Annotated in this window: 13 protein-coding genes and 1 tRNA gene; 5 read left to right on the plus strand and 9 right to left on the minus strand. The window is 68.3% G+C overall.

Annotated elements, in window-relative coordinates; translation table 11 throughout:
• From JHN63_RS32105 to JHN63_RS32125, 5 genes are all read right to left on the minus strand, one after another.
• The coding region (locus JHN63_RS32105) for a mobilization protein (protein WP_200687242.1) at positions 1–1,576 on the minus strand (1,576 nt) is incomplete at its 3' end.
• 4 nt (positions 1,577–1,580) lie between these two features.
• Positions 1,581–1,985, minus strand: coding sequence for a plasmid mobilization relaxosome protein MobC (mobC, locus tag JHN63_RS32110; protein WP_307782029.1), 405 nt, complete (start codon positions 1,983–1,985; stop codon positions 1,581–1,583).
• Between the two features lie 242 nt (positions 1,986–2,227).
• Positions 2,228–3,556, minus strand: coding sequence for a hypothetical protein (locus tag JHN63_RS32115; protein WP_200687244.1), 1,329 nt, complete (start codon positions 3,554–3,556; stop codon positions 2,228–2,230).
• Positions 3,557–3,640: 84 nt separating this feature from the next.
• Positions 3,641–4,339: an ATP-binding protein gene (locus tag JHN63_RS32120; protein WP_200687266.1), complete on the minus strand. Its 699-nt coding sequence runs from the start codon at positions 4,337–4,339 to the stop codon at positions 3,641–3,643.
• Positions 4,336–5,256 carry a hypothetical protein gene (locus JHN63_RS32125; RefSeq protein WP_200687246.1) on the minus strand — a complete coding sequence of 307 codons (921 nt, stop codon included), beginning with the start codon at positions 5,254–5,256 and terminating at the stop codon, positions 4,336–4,338. The genes JHN63_RS32120 and JHN63_RS32125 overlap by 4 nt, the downstream gene beginning before the upstream one ends.
• Positions 5,257–5,740: 484 nt before the next feature.
• On the opposite strand from JHN63_RS32125, the gene JHN63_RS32130 reads away from it, so the two are divergent.
• From JHN63_RS32130 to JHN63_RS32140, 3 genes are read left to right on the plus strand one after another with little or no spacing between them, the layout of a single operon-like run.
• Entirely contained in the window at positions 5,741–5,998 is a 258-nt protein-coding gene (locus JHN63_RS32130; protein ID WP_200687248.1) for a helix-turn-helix domain-containing protein, read from the plus strand.
• Positions 5,999–6,057: 59 nt separating this feature from the next.
• The gene (locus JHN63_RS32135) at positions 6,058–6,453 is read left to right on the plus strand and encodes a helix-turn-helix domain-containing protein (protein WP_374222964.1); all 396 of its coding nucleotides are present in this window, start codon (positions 6,058–6,060) and stop codon (positions 6,451–6,453) included.
• Positions 6,454–6,500: 47 nt separating this feature from the next.
• The gene (locus tag JHN63_RS32140; RefSeq protein ID WP_200687252.1) at positions 6,501–8,027 is read left to right on the plus strand and encodes a LacI family DNA-binding transcriptional regulator; all 1,527 of its coding nucleotides are present in this window, start codon (positions 6,501–6,503) and stop codon (positions 8,025–8,027) included.
• A gap of 66 nt (positions 8,028–8,093) precedes the next feature.
• Here JHN63_RS32140 and JHN63_RS32145 read toward each other — a convergent pair whose 3' ends face one another.
• Entirely contained in the window at positions 8,094–8,342 is a 249-nt protein-coding gene (locus JHN63_RS32145) for a hypothetical protein (RefSeq protein ID WP_200687254.1), read from the minus strand.
• Positions 8,343–9,091: 749 nt separating this feature from the next.
• Here JHN63_RS32145 and JHN63_RS32150 point away from each other — a divergent pair.
• Positions 9,092–9,934, plus strand: a complete 843-nt coding sequence (locus JHN63_RS32150; RefSeq protein WP_200687256.1) for a PE-PGRS family protein — start codon at positions 9,092–9,094, stop codon at positions 9,932–9,934.
• On the opposite strand, the gene JHN63_RS54030 is transcribed toward JHN63_RS32150, so the two are convergent.
• On the minus strand, positions 9,864–11,105 hold the full coding sequence (locus tag JHN63_RS54030; RefSeq protein WP_307782030.1) for a hypothetical protein: 1,242 nt from the start codon (positions 11,103–11,105) through the stop codon (positions 9,864–9,866). The genes JHN63_RS32150 and JHN63_RS54030 overlap by 71 nt on opposite strands.
• Before the next feature lie 758 nt (positions 11,106–11,863).
• Here JHN63_RS54030 and JHN63_RS32160 point away from each other — a divergent pair.
• Entirely contained in the window at positions 11,864–16,435 is a 4,572-nt protein-coding gene (locus tag JHN63_RS32160; RefSeq protein ID WP_200687260.1) for an ATP-binding protein, read from the plus strand.
• A gap of 193 nt (positions 16,436–16,628) precedes the next feature.
• Here JHN63_RS32160 and JHN63_RS32165 read toward each other — a convergent pair.
• Both JHN63_RS32165 and JHN63_RS32170 read right to left on the minus strand, forming a co-directional pair.
• A tRNA-Pro gene (locus JHN63_RS32165) sits at positions 16,629–16,702 on the minus strand.
• 69 nt (positions 16,703–16,771) lie between these two features.
• A partial coding sequence (locus tag JHN63_RS32170) for a Pr6Pr family membrane protein (protein ID WP_200687262.1) occupies positions 16,772–17,390 on the minus strand: 619 nt, incomplete at its 5' end.

Below are 17,390 nucleotides of genomic sequence, written 5' to 3' on the forward strand. Positions count from 1 at the left end.
GCTCGCCGAGGCGCCGTATGCGCCAGGTCAGCGCGCGGGCCGGGCTGTGGGCGTCGTCGAGCGTGCGCTGTCCGAGGGCCTGGTCCAGGACGGTGGCCGCGTTGTGCCCGGCGGCTTCCGCCTCGGCGAGCATGGTGGCGAGTGCGTCCCAGGAGGCGTCGTTGAGGATGCGTTCGGCGTGCTCCGGGACCGCCTCCTGGAGGTGATGGGCGAAGCGGCGCTTGGTCTGGTCGCTGGGGGTGCGTTGGGCGAGGCCCGCCAGGATCGGCTCGGCGGCCTGCCCGTACGCGATCTGCAGGTGGACGAGTGTCTGTTCGGCGGCTGCTTCCTGCTGGGCGTGCTGGTGGGTGCGGTGCCAGTGCAGGGCGAACGCCACGGCGGTGAGGGCGGCGTCGAGGAGCATCGCCAGCCCCGTGCCGTCACGGTCCTGTGGGCGGTCGCGCCAGATCGCCTGGACGCTGCGGTGCAGGGCGCGGGTGCTGGCGAGGTCGGCGGTGACGCGGGAGCGGGTGGCTCGCTCGAAGGTGGCTGCGGCGCGTTCGAGTTCAGCCCTCAGCGCGGCCGGAGTGGTGGCCGGCAGCAGGTCCAGCGTCGCACCGAGCGCGACGAGTTGGCCCTGGGCGGCGTGGTCGTCGTCGTGGGCGAGGTGGTGGGGGATGCGTTCGGCGGCGGCGGTGGCCTGGTGCCACGGGTTGCCCGGCCGGGCGGTGGCCGGTTCGGAGCCGGTGGTGGCGAGGCTCTTGCGGATCTTGGGCAGAGACAGGTCGGGGGAGAGGGTGGAGCCCGCGTAGAACACCGGCTCGCCCTTGTCGTTGGTGTCTGCGGGCAGGGCGAAGTTGCAGCCCAGCGCGTCGCCGGAGGGGCCGAGCTTGAGGCGCACGATCACGTCCGTCGCCTCCAGCAGAGCGAAGAACTCGGCCTCGTCGGCCGCGGCGGCGACCGCGCGGCGAACCCGCAGACGCAGCACGTCGCGGGTGGCGGCGTCCTGGCCCAGACGCCTGGCTTTGAAGCGTTCCTTGCTGGTGGGGCGCTTGGCACCGGTGCCATCGCCCTGCTTCAACTGCCGGAGCCCGTAGTCGATTTCGATCTTGCGGGCCTCGCGCTGGACGGCGCGCTGATCGTAGCCGCGCTCGGGTCGGCGGCCGTCCTGGCGTACGAGGGTGGCGGCGATGTGGATGTGGTCGTCGGCGTGGCGGACGGCCACCCAGCGGCAGGCGTGCTCGTCCCCGTCGGGGGCGATGCCGGCGGCGGCCACGATGCGGCGGGCGATGTCGGCCCACTGGGCGTCGGTGAGGATCGGGTCCTCGGGGGCGGCACGGACGGGGCAGTGCCACACGGTGTCCTTGGGTGCCTTGTCCCCCAGCATCTTCACGGGCTGGTCGAGTTGTGCGACGAGCTGGGCCATCGCGTCCTTCGGATCGCGGTGGGGGCTGCGGCCGGGGTCGGGGGCGAAGCCGTTCCAGGAGGCCACCAGGTGGGGGTCGATGTGTTCGTTGGCCCGGCCCTTGCCGAAGAGGTAGCCGATCGTGCGGCGCGTGGCATGCGGGCCGGCGCTGAGGATGATCTTGGGTATCACCCGCTCACCGCCCTTCAGTGACCTGGGCGATGGCGGTGTCCAGCTCGGCGATGGATGCCTCGACGCGCGCCAGGAGCCGTTGGACGACGTCGGGGTGGGGCCAGGCACCGTCCTTGTTGAGGTGCCATGTGAGCTGGTTGAGGTTGTTGCCGATCATGCCGAGCCGTCCGTTGGCGGCCATCAGCGCCTTGACCATGGCGCGGTAGTCGGCGACCGCTGCGGTGGGGTCGTCGGTGCGGGCGGCGGCGAGCGAGCACTCGGCCACGTAGCCGCCCAGGGCCATGCCGCTCAGGGCAGCGGCATTCACGATTAGGGCGAACTCGTCGTCGTTGTAGCGAGGGTGGACGCGGCGCTCGCGCAGCTGTTTGTCACGCAGACGGCGACGCGGCGCAGACTGCTGCTGCGGCACGCTCGACGACGGCTCGGCTCTCCCTGTCCCGGTTGGCCCCCCTGGGCCGGCCGACTCCGGTGCCGCCTCGGCGCCGGACGCCTCCGCCCCCTGCGGGGCGGAGGCCGGATAAGGACTCCTTATCCGACAACTTGCTGCGCTGTTCAGGCCAGTGATCATCTCCTGCCGGTGGCTGGGGAGTGCGTGGTGCAAGTCGTGCATCGAGCGATATTCCTTGGGGCTTGGGAGCAGGGGCGGTTTCATCACGGGTGGTCGACGTGTTCGGTTCGCAGGTCGGCTTTGACGCTGCGTACGACTTTTCCGGCGGTGTCGCTGGCGACGCTGTAGCCGTCCTTGCGTACGGTGTCCTCCAACAGGTCACGGGAGAGACGTCCGGTCTCGCGGTGGAGGCGCTGGGCGTACTCGGTGAGGAGCTCGGGTGTCGCCCGTGGCTTGTGACCCGGGCGATTCGACTTCGCCCGTGCGGCCTTGCCCGGACCGACGTCCGGCGGCTCCTCGCCCGGCTTCGACTCCAGGCTGACCGCCGGGCGAACGGGCTGGTGCGGGCGGTTTTCGGGCTGAGTGCGAGCGGCCCGATCGGCGGAGTGATCGCCCGTGCCCTTTGAAAGCGAGCTGCCGGGAATCTCTGCCCGCGTCATTGCTGCGGCCCGCTGGCGGGCGATCGTGGATCCGCCCCGAGACCCCGGGGAGGAGCGGGGCCAGCGGGCGGGCAGCGGGATGGAGGCCAGGACGAGGGCTTGTCGGCGGGTGGCGAGCTTGCGCAGCAGCAGATCATCCTGGTGCTCGTCGCGGTCCACGTCGGCCCGCTCCAGGGCCTGGTGGAGGCGGCGGGTGAGGAGTCGGCCTCGCCGCTTGGCGTGCTTTTCCGGCGTCATGGCCTCTGCCCGGAAGATCAGGGTGACGGCCTGGTCGAGGGCGCGCTCGCGGATGATCCGGGCGGCATCCGCGTCCCGGTTGGCGATCCCCAGACGGGCCAGTAGCCGTTCGCGTGCTTGTCGGGTGAGGACGGCGGTCAGGCTGCGGGAGTCGGCGTGCGGGCTGCGGTGGCGTAGCTCGATGCCCATGGCCAAGTGCCACAGCAGGGCTGCCAGGACCGGGCCGACGAAGGCTCGCACGGTCCCGCCGACCAGCCCGGACTCGGCGTAGGCGGGCACGATCTGCACGCCGGTGATCACCCAGGTGAGAGTGCCGGGCGCCCCGGGCGCCTGTTTCGGGCCGTGGAGGTTCTGCCGGGCCATCAGTGCGGTGGCGAACAGGGCGAGTTCGGCGGCGGCGAACATCGCGGCGCGCTCGGCGGCGCTGCCCATGTCGAGGTAATCGGCGGCGAAGCGCCAGCTGGTGTCCGCGCTGTAGGCGGTGCAGCCGATCGCGGCAACGGCGGCGACCGGGATCGCGGCGGTGCTACGGCGCTGCCCAGCGCTCGGCTTCCGTAGGTACCCCTGCAGGGACCATGCGGCGGACAGTGCGACGACGAGCAGGGCCGCAATGGCCGCAGGCGCAGGGATCCAGTGCGGCAAGGCGGGCATGCCGAGGTCGTTGGCGTTGATGAGTGTGGTGGTGCCAGGTGTCATGCAGAGGATCTCCAAGGGGCCCGCGCGTTCGAGGGCATGCGGGAGCGCGGACGGGCGGGTTGGTGAGGAGGGAGCGTGCGCCGTTCAGGCGGTGGGCGCGGTGCGGCGGCGGTCGGGGCCGGTGAGGATGACCCGCTCGGTCATCTCGGCGAGGCGGGAGGCGACGCGGTCGCCGAGAGCGGTGCGGAGCTCGGCGGTGGGGAGGTTGGTGGTGATGAGGGTGGGGAGCATGTGCTCGTACCGGTGGTTGATGAGCCGATAGGTGAGCTCCTCGGTCCACTCGCTGGTCTTGGCCGCGCCGAGGTCGTCCAGGAGCAGCAGGGGGCAGCGGGCCAGTGTCTGCAGTTCCTGTTCGCCGTCGTGGCCGGCGCGGGGACGGAGCCGCGCGTGGAGGTCGGCGGAGGTGGTGGCCTCCCAGCGCAGGCGGACGCCTCGGGTGAGGAGGGCGCGGACGGCGCCGTATGCCTGGTGGGTCTTGCCGGTGCCGGTGGGGCCGGCGATCAGCAGCGACGGGCCCTCGGCGATGCCGGGTCCGGTTGGGCCGGGGCGTCCGGCGCGGGCGATCTGGTCGGCCCAGGCGGTGATCTGGGGGTGGTCGGCCAGAGCGCGGCGGTAGCGGGCGGGGATACGGGCATCGGCGAGTTCCAGGGCGGTGACCGTCTCGGGCGCCGGCTCGTGTGCGGCAGCGGTGGTGGGGTCGATGCCGCGGTTGGCGAGGATCGTGTTGAGCCGGTCGGTGATCGCGCCGACGGGCTGGGGTGCGCGGGTGAGGGTGGCGGTCAGAGCTCATCTCCGTAGGCGGCGACGACGTCGGTGGGGTTCGTCCAAGTCCGGTGGGTGGCGGGCTTGGTGGGGGAGGCGGCGTTCATGACCTCGTGGACGAGGCTGGGCAGGACGCCCGGGGACAGGCCCTTGACTCGATGGCGTTCGAGGGCGGCCCGGAGGTGGGTGGGGGTGATGCCCTCGTCGAGCAGCTTGCGCACCTGTTTGCCGAGACGGTTCAGGAAGTCTTCCGGCGGGCGGTGGTTGCACGCGGCGATGTACTCGGCAAGGAGCTGCTTGGCTGAGACGGTGTCGGGCGCGTGGGTGCTTGTGCCCCCCGAAGGGATATCTCCTAGATCCATGGTCCTAGGTCCTAGATCCGGACGGTGAGACGTCATTGTTGCCTCACCGAGCACTCCCTGATCCCTCACTGAGGACTCCTTGAAGCGCTCCTGACCTGCTGCTTCGCTATCGCTCTCCGGATTCAGTGCGGACTCACGGACCTCGCCGGAGCCCTCAGGGAGGACTGCGTGAGGCGGCAGGGAAGACTCCGTGACACGGGCTCCCGCGTCAGGCACGGCACCGACCGAAGCGTCATGAACCGGGCAGCCCGGGAGGCGGCTCTTGCTGGGCCGGTTGATCTTCTGATGCTGGTGCCAGGTCACTACGTGCAGGTACCGCTTGTGATCCGGCCCCTTGTAGCGGCAGATCAGTCCGGCGTCGGCGAGCTGGGCGAGGTCCGTCTCGACATCGGACGGGGTGTGCTCGGGGCGCAGCACCCACAACTGCCCGGCGATGATCGCGGCGTGGTCGCGGTGGCGGCCCTGGTCGTCGGCCTGTGTGAGTAGGCCGAGGAAGGTGCGCTCGGCAGTCAGGGAGACCGCGGCCAGGGACTCGGAGACGAAGGCTTCGGGCTTGATGGTGCGGATTCGTGCCAAGTGCGGGGCGGTCCTCACTCGGTGGCCTGTGCGTGGACATCACGGCTCACCGTCGGTCGGGGCGGGATTCGAGGTGGTGTTGGCGCGGACGCGCGCCGGGAAGCGATTGCGTTTCCGGGGGTGTCGTCAACATAGCCACACCCCAGTCGCGCAAGTCCAGCCCTATCCGGCGCAATCTCTCACGGCAGAAAGGCTGCGAGAAATGGGGCTGGGTGGCAGGCGGGAGCAAAACCGTAAGACACGATCGGCCGTTGACCAAATAGTTGCCCGGACTGCAGAGCCAGAAGCATCACATCGGCAAGCCGTTGACGAGCCGCAGGCGGGGAAGCTACAACACAACACCCCACGTTAGAGCCATGATCGACACGCTGTTCCGCGTCCCTTCCCGCCCCCCGGGAACCGCATCTAGGCGAACGACGCGAGCGCAACATAGACCACGATCGCCGGTTACCCAAACCGGCGAATGCGCCTTTCAATTGGAGCCATGCCCCCCCGCTCACTGGAAGTCGGACCCGCAGGAATGCAGGCGGCCCGCACCATCGAAATCCTCCGAACCGAACGCGGCCTGTCACAACGCCAGTTGGCCGACCGCGTGACCGCCCTCGGTCACCAGATGTCCAACACCATGCTGTCCCGCATCGAACGCGCTCAACGCCGATGTGATGCCGACGACCTCGTCGCGATCGCCGAAGCCCTCCTCGTCTCGCCTCTCGTGCTGCTGCAGAGGCCGACCGCCACGTAACGAGGCCCGCCCAGCGCCGCTGACCGAGCATGCCCCCACCCAGTAAGGACCCGCCCTTCTTGCACCGCTCAGACATACCCCCTGCCCTCGCGCGACGCCTTACCGGCGCTGAGGGTGGAGCCCCCTTGCCGCGTCTCTACCGCCCCGAAGAAATCGCCGAAGCCCTCGGCTGTTCCGCCTGGTGGGTCAAAGACCGGGCCCGACGCGGACTCATCCCGCACACCCGCGTCGGCCGTGCCTACCGCTTCACCGCCGCGCACCTCGCCGAGATCGTCCGCCTCCACGAAGAGCGCCCGAAGCGATTTGTCAGCAGCGCGTCGGCCAGTCCGGCAGCGACAAGTCCTCCCGCTGCACGAACTCGTGCCGCCCAGTCCCCTCGGCCGACTACGCCCGCGACGACGGGACGTCTGCGGGCCCGGCCGCCGCGCCGTACCCAGTACGAGACCGTCGTGTAACGCGCCCGCACCCAGCTACGAGCCAAGAGCATGGAGGAAGAAGGAAGTTGGGTTTCGCGGAGAAGCGCGGAAACTACTGGCGCGGCCGGTACAAGACGGCGCCCGGCAAGCACCTCACGGTCGTCGACGACACCGGCAAGGCGATCCGGTTCGCCACCAAGGGCGAGGCCCAGCGCGCGGCGAGCGAGGCCGAGAACAAGTACCGGCGCGGCGACTGGCGCGACCCGGCACTCGGCCAGGAGACCTTCGGTGAGTACGCGAACCGCTGGTACGAGGCCCAGGACCTGGCCGCCTCGACCATGCAGAACTACAAGCGCCACATCGAGGAGCACCTGCTCCCCGACTTCGAGGACAAGGCGCTCGCCGGCATCCTGCGCACGGACGTCGACCTGTGGGAGAAGAAGGAGAAGGCCGCCTACGCGGCATCCAGCGTCAAGACCTGGCGCTCGACGCTCCACCTGATCTTCGAGGACGCGATCGACGAGGGCCTGATCACGTCCAACCCGGCCGCCCGACGACGAGGACGCGGCAAGCGCGCCGGCCGCTCCCGGGACCGCGGCCCGGAGAAGGTCGTCACCGATCCGCTCGGCATCCTGCTGACCGCCGAACGGGCCGCCCTGCTCTCCGGCCGCGACGACGAGTTCGTCGCCGTCGTCCTCAAGGGGTACACCGGCATGCGCTGGGGCGAAATCGTGGGCCTGGAGACGGAGTTCGCCCGCCCCGGCTCCGTCCGCGTCGAGTGGCAACTGTACGAACTCGACACCGGCGAGCTCGTGCGCTGTCCGCCCAAGGACGACAGCTACCGCAAGATCGATGCACCGGACTGGCTGTCGGGCCTGGTCGCCAACCACGTCGCCCGCACCAAGCCGAAACCCTGCCCGTGTCACGGCAAGACCTACGTCTTCCGCGGCCAGGGCGCGGCCCGCACCGGCGGACACCAGGGCGCGAAACTCGTCGATGTCGCACGCCGTGCCGAAGTCTCCACGGGCACGGTGTCCAACGTCCTCAACCACCCCGACCGCGTCACCGAAGCCAAGCGGGCGATGGTGGAACAGGCCATCTCGGACTTGGGGTTCGTGCGGGGCGGCGTGGTGTCGGTGCACGCTGCCCACTGGCGTCGAAACGGCTTCGGGACCTGGCTGTTCACTCCTGCGGTCTCGGGCTGGTACCCGAAGAAGGCACCGCAGGAGCCCCGCCCTGTGCCGATCCTCGGCGAGCCATGGCCCGGCGTTCCGGCGAGAGGACGTGGTGCCAGCGACCGGGCCGATGCCTGCTGGCTCCCGATCGCCAAGGGCCTCACACCCCACGGCCTACGCCACACCCACCGGACCATGATGGAAGACCTCGGCACGGAGAAGGTCCTCATGGACGAGCGTATGGGCCACATCGACGGCTCGGTGTCGGCGCGCTACGCCCATGTCACCGTTGGCATGCGCAAGCGCCTCGTGCTCGGACTGACCGAGCAATGGGAGACGGCGCTGGACGCCCGGCTGGCCCTGTGCCCGGCGTCGCCGGTGCGCGTGCTCAACGAGCTTCTGCAATCGCGCAGGCTCACTCTCCATGGCGTTGCCTAGACGCGGTTGGGCCCCGCTGCCGGACGGGGTGAGTCCGGCAGCGGAGGTCCGCGCCGCGCCCCTGCCCTACTTCCGGGTGCTGACGCCTCGTTCCAAGGATCCGGCGGCGATGAGGGCGATGCCTGCTCCCTCGTGGCCGGTCAGAGAGAGGACCACACCGGTGGTGCAGAAGGCCGCGGACAGCCCGACCGTGGCCCAGGCGAGGGCGCTCCGTGCGCGCGGGTGTTCCGCGGGGGTCTCGTCCGGCATGTGCGGCTCGGTCGGCGGTGTTCCGTGCGGCTGCTGGTCATCCGAGTGGCCGTCTGTGGTGGACATGGAAAACCTTCGTTTCTTGTGCGTGCGACAGCACGCGGTGAATGGGTGAAGGGACCTTGGACCGGCGGGGAGTTAGCCGCGCAAGTCCGCTGGCTGTGTCCGGTGGCGCCCCCGGACACAGAGGAAGGTGCACCGTGCGGGGAGCCGATTCGAGTTCCCGCGAATTTGCCGACAGCCTCGGTGGTGCCCTCTAAGGATCTGCCGCTCGCCGTCCCTATTTACGCCGCCTGACCTGCGACTTTTCGGGTACCGGCTTTTGAATCCGTCGCGCGATGCCGCTACGAACTCGGATTTCCGCGACCGCTTGAATCAGCCCTACCGCGCTACTACGGCCCTCGACCGTGCAACCCACGCTCTCGTCCCTCGCGCGCCATACAGGCCCGGAGACAAGCCACGCAACCGGCATGACCAGCCAGTTCGACTTCGTGGGCCATCGCTAAGACCAAGGTCAGCCAGCCGCCGAGGTCCCTTCCCGGTCCGGGCTTGGCCAAGATCGCGTCCTGATGGACGAGATCAGCATTGACGCCAAAGGCTGAGCAGTGGGACACGGTCCTCGACGTCTGCCTCGCGATGAGCCCGACTCCACCAGTGCGCGTACTTGCCGAACTCCTGCGCTCACGCAGGAGTCACGCGTGCCTGTAGAGCACCGTTGCCTCGCTGAAACAGCGTCAACCCAGGGTGGTCTGCTCGCTCCGGCAGTTAGAGCAAATGCCCGGCGACGGGGTCAACAGACCTGGCTCAATAGGCATATGGAGATTGGCGAGCACTGGGCCTACCGCGCGAGGCCGAAGGATCTGGGTAGCGCGGTCCGCCAGGTGGAGGTCGTTCGAGTGGGCGGCCTTGGCAGGTCTGGCTGGATCCACGTGCGGTTTCTCGAAGGCGATGCCGCCGGCTTGCAGGAGTGGGTCAGTTCCGGTTCTCTCGTAGCACCGTGGGCGGATGCCGATACGTTCCGCGCGGACGACGCGGCGGAGTTGGCACTGGTCGAGGTATCCCGCCACGTCCGGGGCAGCACGGAGTTCGAGGCCGCGCGTATGGTCCTCGGTTTCGTCCGCCCGAAGAACAGGCTGCGCCTGCGCCGAACGGTGGCGGACGCCGGCGTTCTGGAGCTCAGCCGCCTCGACGAGACGGCATCGCTCATCGGCATGGATGCCTCTGAACTCCGCGGCGACACCATGGTGTTCGAGAACCGCTACGGCATGTGCCTGGCCGGGTGGCCGGTCACCGAGCGCATCGCCCGCCACGTGGCCGGCCGTCTCGCCGACGAGATCTTTCCGGAGGTGGACCGCAAGCAGCGGGACATCGAGCAGGAGCGTGCCCAGCCCTCCTGGTACTCCTACAGTCGGCGGGACGAGCGCAAGTTGGACGCGGAGGCGGCCGTTCTGCGAACCGTCCGTTCGTGGTGCGGCCAGGACAAGGCCGACCGCTACGAAGAGTTGGTTGCCCTGCGCGCCGAGGTCATCCGGCTCGGAGAGCTGGTCGAGAAGGCGGTCAAGGCTCTACGCGATCGCGGCCACGGCGTCATCGCCTCCACCATTGAGTGCGACCTTGGCGTCCATATCTCCAGCCTTGATCCTGATGTGCGTCGATGAGACCGCGCCACGGATCTGGCTCCGCCTTGGGCGGCGCCGACTGTGTAGCGGGCTTCGTCTCCTTGTCCGGCCGGTGCGGGTGCCAGCCGTTGAGGAACGGCCGTAGTTGATCTCCCGTGGGCTCCGCGTGGAAGTTGAGAGCAGCCAGGCCCTTGCCGCCAAGGGTGGGGTCGAGCCGGTCGGCCTCGGCCTTCCCCCAAGCCGACCACTCTCGCAGTCTCTCGGCTTCGAGGGCGTCTTCCGACGCGGCAGCGGCTTCCTCCAGAGCGGCGCAGAACGTCCGGATCTCTCGTGCAGCCTGCCACTGCTCAAGGGCCGTACCGAAGCGCTCGGTTCGTACCGCGTGAACCGCCTTGACCGAAGCCCCGCCGACGGCGGCCTCCCACTCCCGCCGCTCGCGTTCCTCCTGCTCCGCCTCCAAGCGCCTGCGCTCAGCCTCCTGCTGCTCCCGCTCCTCTCGCAGGCGCTGCTGCTCGGCCTCACGTTCCAGCCGAGCCCGCTCCTGCTCCTCCGCGCGCGCCTTCAGCGCCCGGAAGACCGAACCGATCTGCTCCTCCAACGGCTTCTTGGCGGTGTCGGCCCATTCCTTCTTCCAGCCGTAGCTGTGGCCCGACTGCTGGTCGACCAGCAGTTCCAGTTCGCCGGACGGCTCGAACTTCTGGGCCGGCGTGACACGTTGCCAGTCGTACGTACGGCGGCCCGGCTGCTTGGGGACGTACCGGACCGGCTTCTGCCGCTCACGGAAGCCGACCTCGTACGTCCTGCCGTGAACGGTGAGCAGCGGCCTCGGCTGCCTGCGCTTCTTGGACACCGCGATCTCGCCGTGGCGGGCGAGAGCTTGTTCAGCCAGGATCCGGAGCAGGGAGAGCACCCGGGGGAGGACCTCCTCCGAGATCTCGAAGGCGCTGTGGTCCGCGGTGACCGCGACGATCACGTCCTCGACGTCGGTGATCACACGGGTGCGCGCCAGCCGGATCCGGTTCCACTCGGTCTCGTCCTCGCCGGTCACCCTGAGCAGCCCGAGGAAGAAGTCCCCCTTCGCTCGCCCGCTGTACTTCAGGCTGTATCCCTCGGGGGCGCACTGCCGGGCTGCGTCGAATGCCCTGCGGTAGCGGGCCCGTTCCCCGTCGCTGGGGTTCGGGATCCGGAGGAACCGTCCAGCCTGCTGCACTTCCGCGGTCAAAGCGGCGCCGATTTCCGCCGGCGTTGACCGCGGGGGCGTTCCTGCGCGCTGCGGCGCCTGCTTCGTCTTGGGCGATGTCGTGGCTTGCTCCTGCATTGGAGGGGCTGGTCGCACCTCTGGCTCAGAAACTCTCGGACGCCGCCCACGCGGAGCCGGTTCCGGCCGGTCCGGGTGATGTCCGTGCTCCAGGTAGAAGCGTCCCGCGTCAGTGATCTCCGCCTGCCACTTCCCACTCTGCTTGGGCATGGTGATCAGGCGCCGCTCCTTGAGCGCGCGGGCGGTGAGCGCGAGCTCGGGGCTGTCCGACGTGACGGGGTCGGTTCCGTCCTCGATGCGGATGAGGAGTGCGAGCTGCCGGTCGTTTATCGGAGACCATCGGTGCATGTCGATGGTCGTACCGTCTGCGGTCTCCTTGGCACAAGCTGTACAGGGGTATTCATCCTGGGACTCACGAGTTCAAGGGGTACGGATACGTCAGCGACCGGTGCCTCTAGCATGCCGGTCTGACAATCGGACTCCAGGATCAGGTGATTCCAGTCGTTCACCCGCTATGGCGTGAGCTGAAGGCCGTGTGCTGTGTGGACTACAGCGCGCGATCTGCCTGTGGCTGAGGGGTTGCCTCAGGGCTTCTGTGTCAACAGCCTTTGGCGCGATTTCGTCGGTGATGGCCAGGCTGAGCGTCATCTGCCCTGAGGCTTTGCCAGGGCGCGGGGGCGCTCTCAAACAGCCCATGGGAGGAGATCCGGGTGAACGAGGATGGGGAGCTCATCGCGGCAGTGGAAGCACTGCTGTCGGATCCGCGTACGGATCCGGGAATCGAAGTCGAGACCGCGGAACAAGCTGCTCGCGCGGTGGGGCTTTTTGAAGACGGACTTCAGAATGGGCCCGGCGTCTTCCGGCTGATGGCCGAGGGAGGGCAGAGGGGCGCCGAAACCCTGTCATCGGACCGTCTGCAAGTCCTGTCCGAGATGGTGCAGAACGCCGATGACGTGGGGGCTTCCCAAGTCCGGTTCGTCTGGCGCCCCAAGGAGTTGTTGATCGCCCACGATGGCAAAGGCGTACGACTGGCCGACGTCCTCCTGCTCGGTCTGCCGTGGCTCAGTGGGAAGACCTCCGACGCGGAATCCACAGGGCGATTCGGCATCGGCCTAGCGACCTTGCGTGCCCTCGCGACCACCTGGGAGGTGCACTGTCACCCCTTTCACGTGCGGTTCGCCGACCTTTCGCTTCGGGCGGTCGAGCCGCTGGTGGTGCCGGAGCAGATCGCGGGGCCCGAGTGGACGGTCTTCCGGATCCCTCTGGCCCCTGACGCACTCTCTGCCTCGGAGCTCTTCGAGTGGTTCGAGACGTGGAACGACAGCTCCTTGCTCTTCCTCCGGCACGTGAGGCGGGTCGAAGCCCTCAGCGACTACCAGGGTGAGCCGGGAGTTGATGGCGAGGCGTCGACCGTGTTGCTCAGGCTGATCTGGACGGACATAGACCGGCGCAGGCTTCGTATCGACGGCGAAGAAGCGGATGTCCGGGTGCGTGAGGCCCGGACGACCAGTGGGGCACTGTGGCGGGTCTACGATGCCCACGTTGCGCCGCGCGACACGAGTACCCGCCGACACAAGGCGGTGGGAGCCTCCATGCCGGTCGCCGTAGCGCTACCGGTGCACGGACCGGAACTGGGGAGCGTGCACGCTGGGCTACCGGTAGTCGAGTTGAGAACCGCGGCTCGCGTGCATGCTCAGTTCGACCCCGTCGTCAGCCGCGAAGGGTTCGCCGCCAGCCGATGGAATGAAGACCTCGTCCCGCTCGTAGCAGACCTCTGGGCTGCTGCGGCCCTTGACGTACTCACCGACGTTGAGCCTGCGGCTTGGCACCTCGTCCCGCTGCCTTCGCCCTCCGACCCCTTGTCGCCTTCCCGGCTTCAGGACAGTATCCGCGCGGCTCTGATCGACCGTTCCCGCACATGGTTGGCTTCCCAGATCTCCATGCCCTGCCCGGACGGGACCACAAAACCAGTCTCGGCGCTCGCAGTTGAGGAGCCGCAGTTGTCGGGGGTGCTGGATGACGAGGACATCGCCCGGCTGGCCGGACTACCGAGTGCATTTCCGCGACGCGCCCGTGACGGTGCACATCAGTGGCGCGCAGTCCTGACGGACTGGCGCTGCGAAGGCACCGTAGAGCTCGCCGATGAGGTGGGGGTGCGCGACGCACTCATCTCGCTCGACGACACCGAGTACGACATCGGGCAGACCATCCGTCTCGCAGCGGTCGCCATCGAGAAGGGCCTTGACTACCTGTTGCTCAATCGGCCGTGTGTCATAGCGTCCGATGGCCGGCGCCTGAGGCCGACGGCACCAGGTGTCGCGTTCGCTGAGCCCCGGGACTCCGAACCCAGCATTGCCGGCCCGCTGGACGCGCTGGGCATCGTCGTTAATCTCCATGCCGGTTACGCGGAGGACTCACAGTGGTCCCGACGCGTCCTCGACTGGCTGAGGAAACAGGACTGTCTCCTACGGCGTGATGACACTGCAGCCGTATTGCGCCGAATCGAAAAGATGGGACGCGCTGGCAGGCGAATCGGAGGAGTCACTGGATGCGGAGTCGAGCAACTCGTTGCCATCCAGGCGGCCCTGGGCGAAGTGTCGAAGAAAGTGCGTGAGCGACTCGGCCCCGGGATCGGAAGGGCTGTACTCCTTGACGGCTACGAGTACGACGCCGACGGAAACGAAATGCCGTGCAAAGTGCCGCCCGCACACGCCTACCTTCCCCAAGCGCTCGAGAGTACCGACGGAGACCGTTTTGCCGTAGCCGCAGGAAAGACCCCGCGCATTAAGTGGGTGCACCGCTCCTATACGCGCACGCTGCTGTCCCAGGCGCAGTGTGGGTTGAGCCGTACCGCCTTCCTGCGCCTCCTCGGGGTGGCGGACGCTCCCCGGCTGAAAGAGCTTCAGCCGGGCGGGGAGACCAAGGAGTACGAGGCGGACTCCCGCATCGGTCTGTCGCGCGGTTGTCGGCTGTCCCCAGCTGCGCGTACCCGCGAGCTACGCCGAATGAGCGCGGACTACACGCTGGACGACCGCACCAGTCCGGACTTGGACGCCGTGGTCCAGCACATTGTCGCCGAGCAGAACCCGCTGGAGCGCAGGCGTCGTACGGCGGCCTTGCTGCACACGCTTGGTAGGCCAGGCATGATCACTTCCTCCGAACACGCGGACGTCCAGGCGGCGGAGGCATATCACCGATGGAACGTACGTGGCCAGACGGCAGCCCTTTGGGTCTGGCGGCTCAGGGAGACTGCCTGGCTGGAGGACACCAGCGGTAAGCTCTGCGCTCCGGGGCAGGTGTACTTGTGCACGCGTGACGCGCAGGCGATCTACGGCCAGGACGACCCGGGGTATCTGCACCCCGCGATCCAAGAGGCCACGTCCAACCGGATCGATGTCCTGGCGGCCCTCGGGGTGAATGGAGACCCCGACGTGCCTCAGCTGATCGATCGACTGCGGGAACTCCGGAAGCGCTCCGCAGCTCCTGACCTGGTGGACGACCGTCTCAAAGCCGACGTCTATCTCGTTTACAAGGCTCTGGCAGGGCGGCTGAGGAGCGAGGCTGCGGGCACGGCGCGCAGCGAACTGCGGAAGGTCAGGGATGCCTTCGGTGGTACCGACTTCGTGCTCACCGACCAGGGGTGGCGGAGAAGGGCCGACTGCTTCCGTGGTCCCACAATCCTCCGCGGCTTCCGGCCCTTCACCATCCCTGATCCTGAGTTGAACCCGCTCTGGGACGCACTCTGGATCAAGGAACCGAGCCCCGAGGACCTTGCTGACGTGCTGAAGGAGATCGCCCAGTCCGGTACCCAGCTCCAGGCGGACCAACAGCGCGTGATGCTGGAGGCACTGAGGTCTCTGGCGGACACCGTCACTTCGGCTGATGGCCCCGTCTCTCCTGGCCTGCGTTCCAAGCTGCGCTGGCTGCCGCTGCGCACCACCCTCGGTTGGACGAAGCAACGGCCAATCTACGCGGTAGACCACCCCGCCATCGCACGTACGCTCGGCGAGCATCTGCACGTTTGGCAGCCGGGCGGAGATCTCCAGCAATTCACTGGCCTGTTGGGCGTCCTGAAGGTGCACAAGCTGGAGGCATCGGAAGCTTGTGTAGTCGCCCCAGACCATGCCCGTCCCGATCGGCAGCTGACCGAGGACTTCCGTTGGGCCGTGGGCGGTCTGCAGGACACCCTCGTGCGGGATGAGCCTGCTGCCGCCGAGGCTTTCACGGGCTGGGGCTGGCTGATGGCGCTCGAGGTACGGATCTTGCCGGGACTGCGAATCCGGCTGAACCCGGGCGAGGGCCATGAGGTGATCGAGGTCCCGGTCGACGCGCATGTCGATCGGGAAGCGAAGGCGCTCCTCGTTAGCAGCCCCGAGGCTCTGAGAACGACCCGGGGAGGTGGTCTGGCCGTGGCCTCCCTCTTCTCGGCGGAGCGCGCTCATGTCGGCCACCGCTGGCGCGATCTCTGGGAGGAGGACTGGCCGCAGGATGCCCCCGTCACTCCGCTCGTGCCGTCAGGCCAACAAGACCATGAGGACCGCGAGCGTTTGGCCACGCAGTTGCGGGACCGGGAATTGTCGCGACCTTCGGGTCGCGCGGTTCCGGCCCAGCCGAGCGGTCCAATGAACCCATCTGCAGGAATCCCGTCACCTCCGTCGATCCCCGCGCCTGCCGGTCTGGGGGCCCCACCTCTTCCGCCAGCTGAGTCTCGCAAGCTGATCTCCCTCGCCGAACTGCAGGCGCGCACGCCGCAGGCCACCCGCACTGCTTCCTCATCGCAGCCTCGCTCTGCGTCGTCCTCGAGGAGCCGCCGTGCCACCTCGCTGCCGCATCCGCGTCTCGGCGGGGCCGCACCCAACGAGCGTTCCGGGCTGCTCAGTTACCAGGATCGGGACAAGGAGAAGATTGTCCTGGGGCTGCTCACCGAAATTCTTGGAGCAAGCGGGCGGACGTTGGAAGACCAACGAGGTCTTCAACGACTGGGGGCGGACGCCGTGGACTCAACAGGCCATTTCTACGAGATCAAGGCTCATGGCGGGGCAGAGCCCGCCGATGTCTCACTCACCAGCGCGGAACTCACGCGTGCGCTTGTAGAGGGAAACAACTACTCGCTCGTCATCGCCTCGAACCTGGAAGAGGGCGGGGGGACCCCGATGCTGCGGATCATCACCGATCCGTTGCGCTTCTTCGAGGTCGAAACCATGGCCGACGTGAAGCTGAAGGGCGTACGTGATGCGGATGCTGACGCGGCGGTGTGGCAATGGCCGGATGCCGGCGTGTGAGAGCTGCCCCATGATCACTGGAGGCCCGCCACCCTTGGTGCATGAACGAGCAGGCTTGGCGACGGGGTAGTGGGAGCCGTTTGGGAGCCGGGACATGAAGTCGGCTCCCAAACGGCTCCCAAGATGGCCCCAGAAACTGCTCAAGGGCCCGACCCGCTAAGCGGATCAGGCCCCTGACCTGGCGTTACAGCTGTCGGGGTGGCGGGATTTGAACCCACGACCTCTTCGTCCCGAACGAAGCGCGCTGCCAAGCTGCGCTACACCCCGATGTCGCCACTCATCTTGCCGGTGTTACTGCTCATCGCGGCGACGTCGTTTACTTTAGCCCACCGCTGGCTAGAGACGAAATCCGGTTTTGGCGCGGTGGCGGATCGGGTTGGGGCGGGCGTGGTCGAGGGCCACGAGGAGGACGGAGAGGGCGTAGAAGGCGAGGCCGAGGAGGAGGGCGTTGCCCAGGACGCTCTTGTAGCCGTGCTGTTCGACGTTCAGGAAGGAGTAGAGGTAGCGGCCCGGTGTGCCGGGGAGGATCAGTTCGCCTCGGGCCAAGGACACCGCCAGGTACGTCATCGGGTACAGCAGCCACGTCGCCGCCATCCGCAGGTGCAGCCGGCCGGGGGCGGTCAGGAACAGCCAGTCGATCACCGCCGCGATCGGGATCACCGTGTGCAGCACCTGGTTGGTCACCGCCTGCCAGCCGCCGAGGGGGCCGCCCGTCATCGCGAACGGGCTCGACGCGTGCGCCAGGATCAGGTGGTACACCAGGCCGGTGATCGTGATGTAGAGCAGAGCCGCGCCCGTCACCAGCGGGGAGAGGGGGCGGCGGGCCGTCCAGGCCCGGCGGGCCGTGGCGATCATGACCAGGGCCAGCACGATGTTGCTCTGGATCGTGAAGTACGTCAGCACCCGGATCGGGCTGCCGAGGAACAGGTCGACGGTCACCGCCGCTGCCGCCACC

Source organism: Streptomyces sp. MBT65 (assembly GCF_016612545.1).
In the GTDB taxonomy this organism is placed as follows: domain Bacteria; phylum Actinomycetota; class Actinomycetes; order Streptomycetales; family Streptomycetaceae; genus Streptomyces.

Coding starts and splice junctions, on each gene's coding strand:
- JHN63_RS32115 (WP_200687244.1), bottom strand. CDS start 3,556: ATGACACCTGGCACCACCACACTCATCAACGCCAACGACCTCGGCATG.
- JHN63_RS32130 (WP_200687248.1), top strand. CDS start 5,741: ATGCCCCCCCGCTCACTGGAAGTCGGACCCGCAGGAATGCAGGCGGCC.
- JHN63_RS32145 (WP_200687254.1), bottom strand. CDS start 8,342: ATGTCCACCACAGACGGCCACTCGGATGACCAGCAGCCGCACGGAACA.
- JHN63_RS32150 (WP_200687256.1), top strand. CDS start 9,092: ATGGAGATTGGCGAGCACTGGGCCTACCGCGCGAGGCCGAAGGATCTG.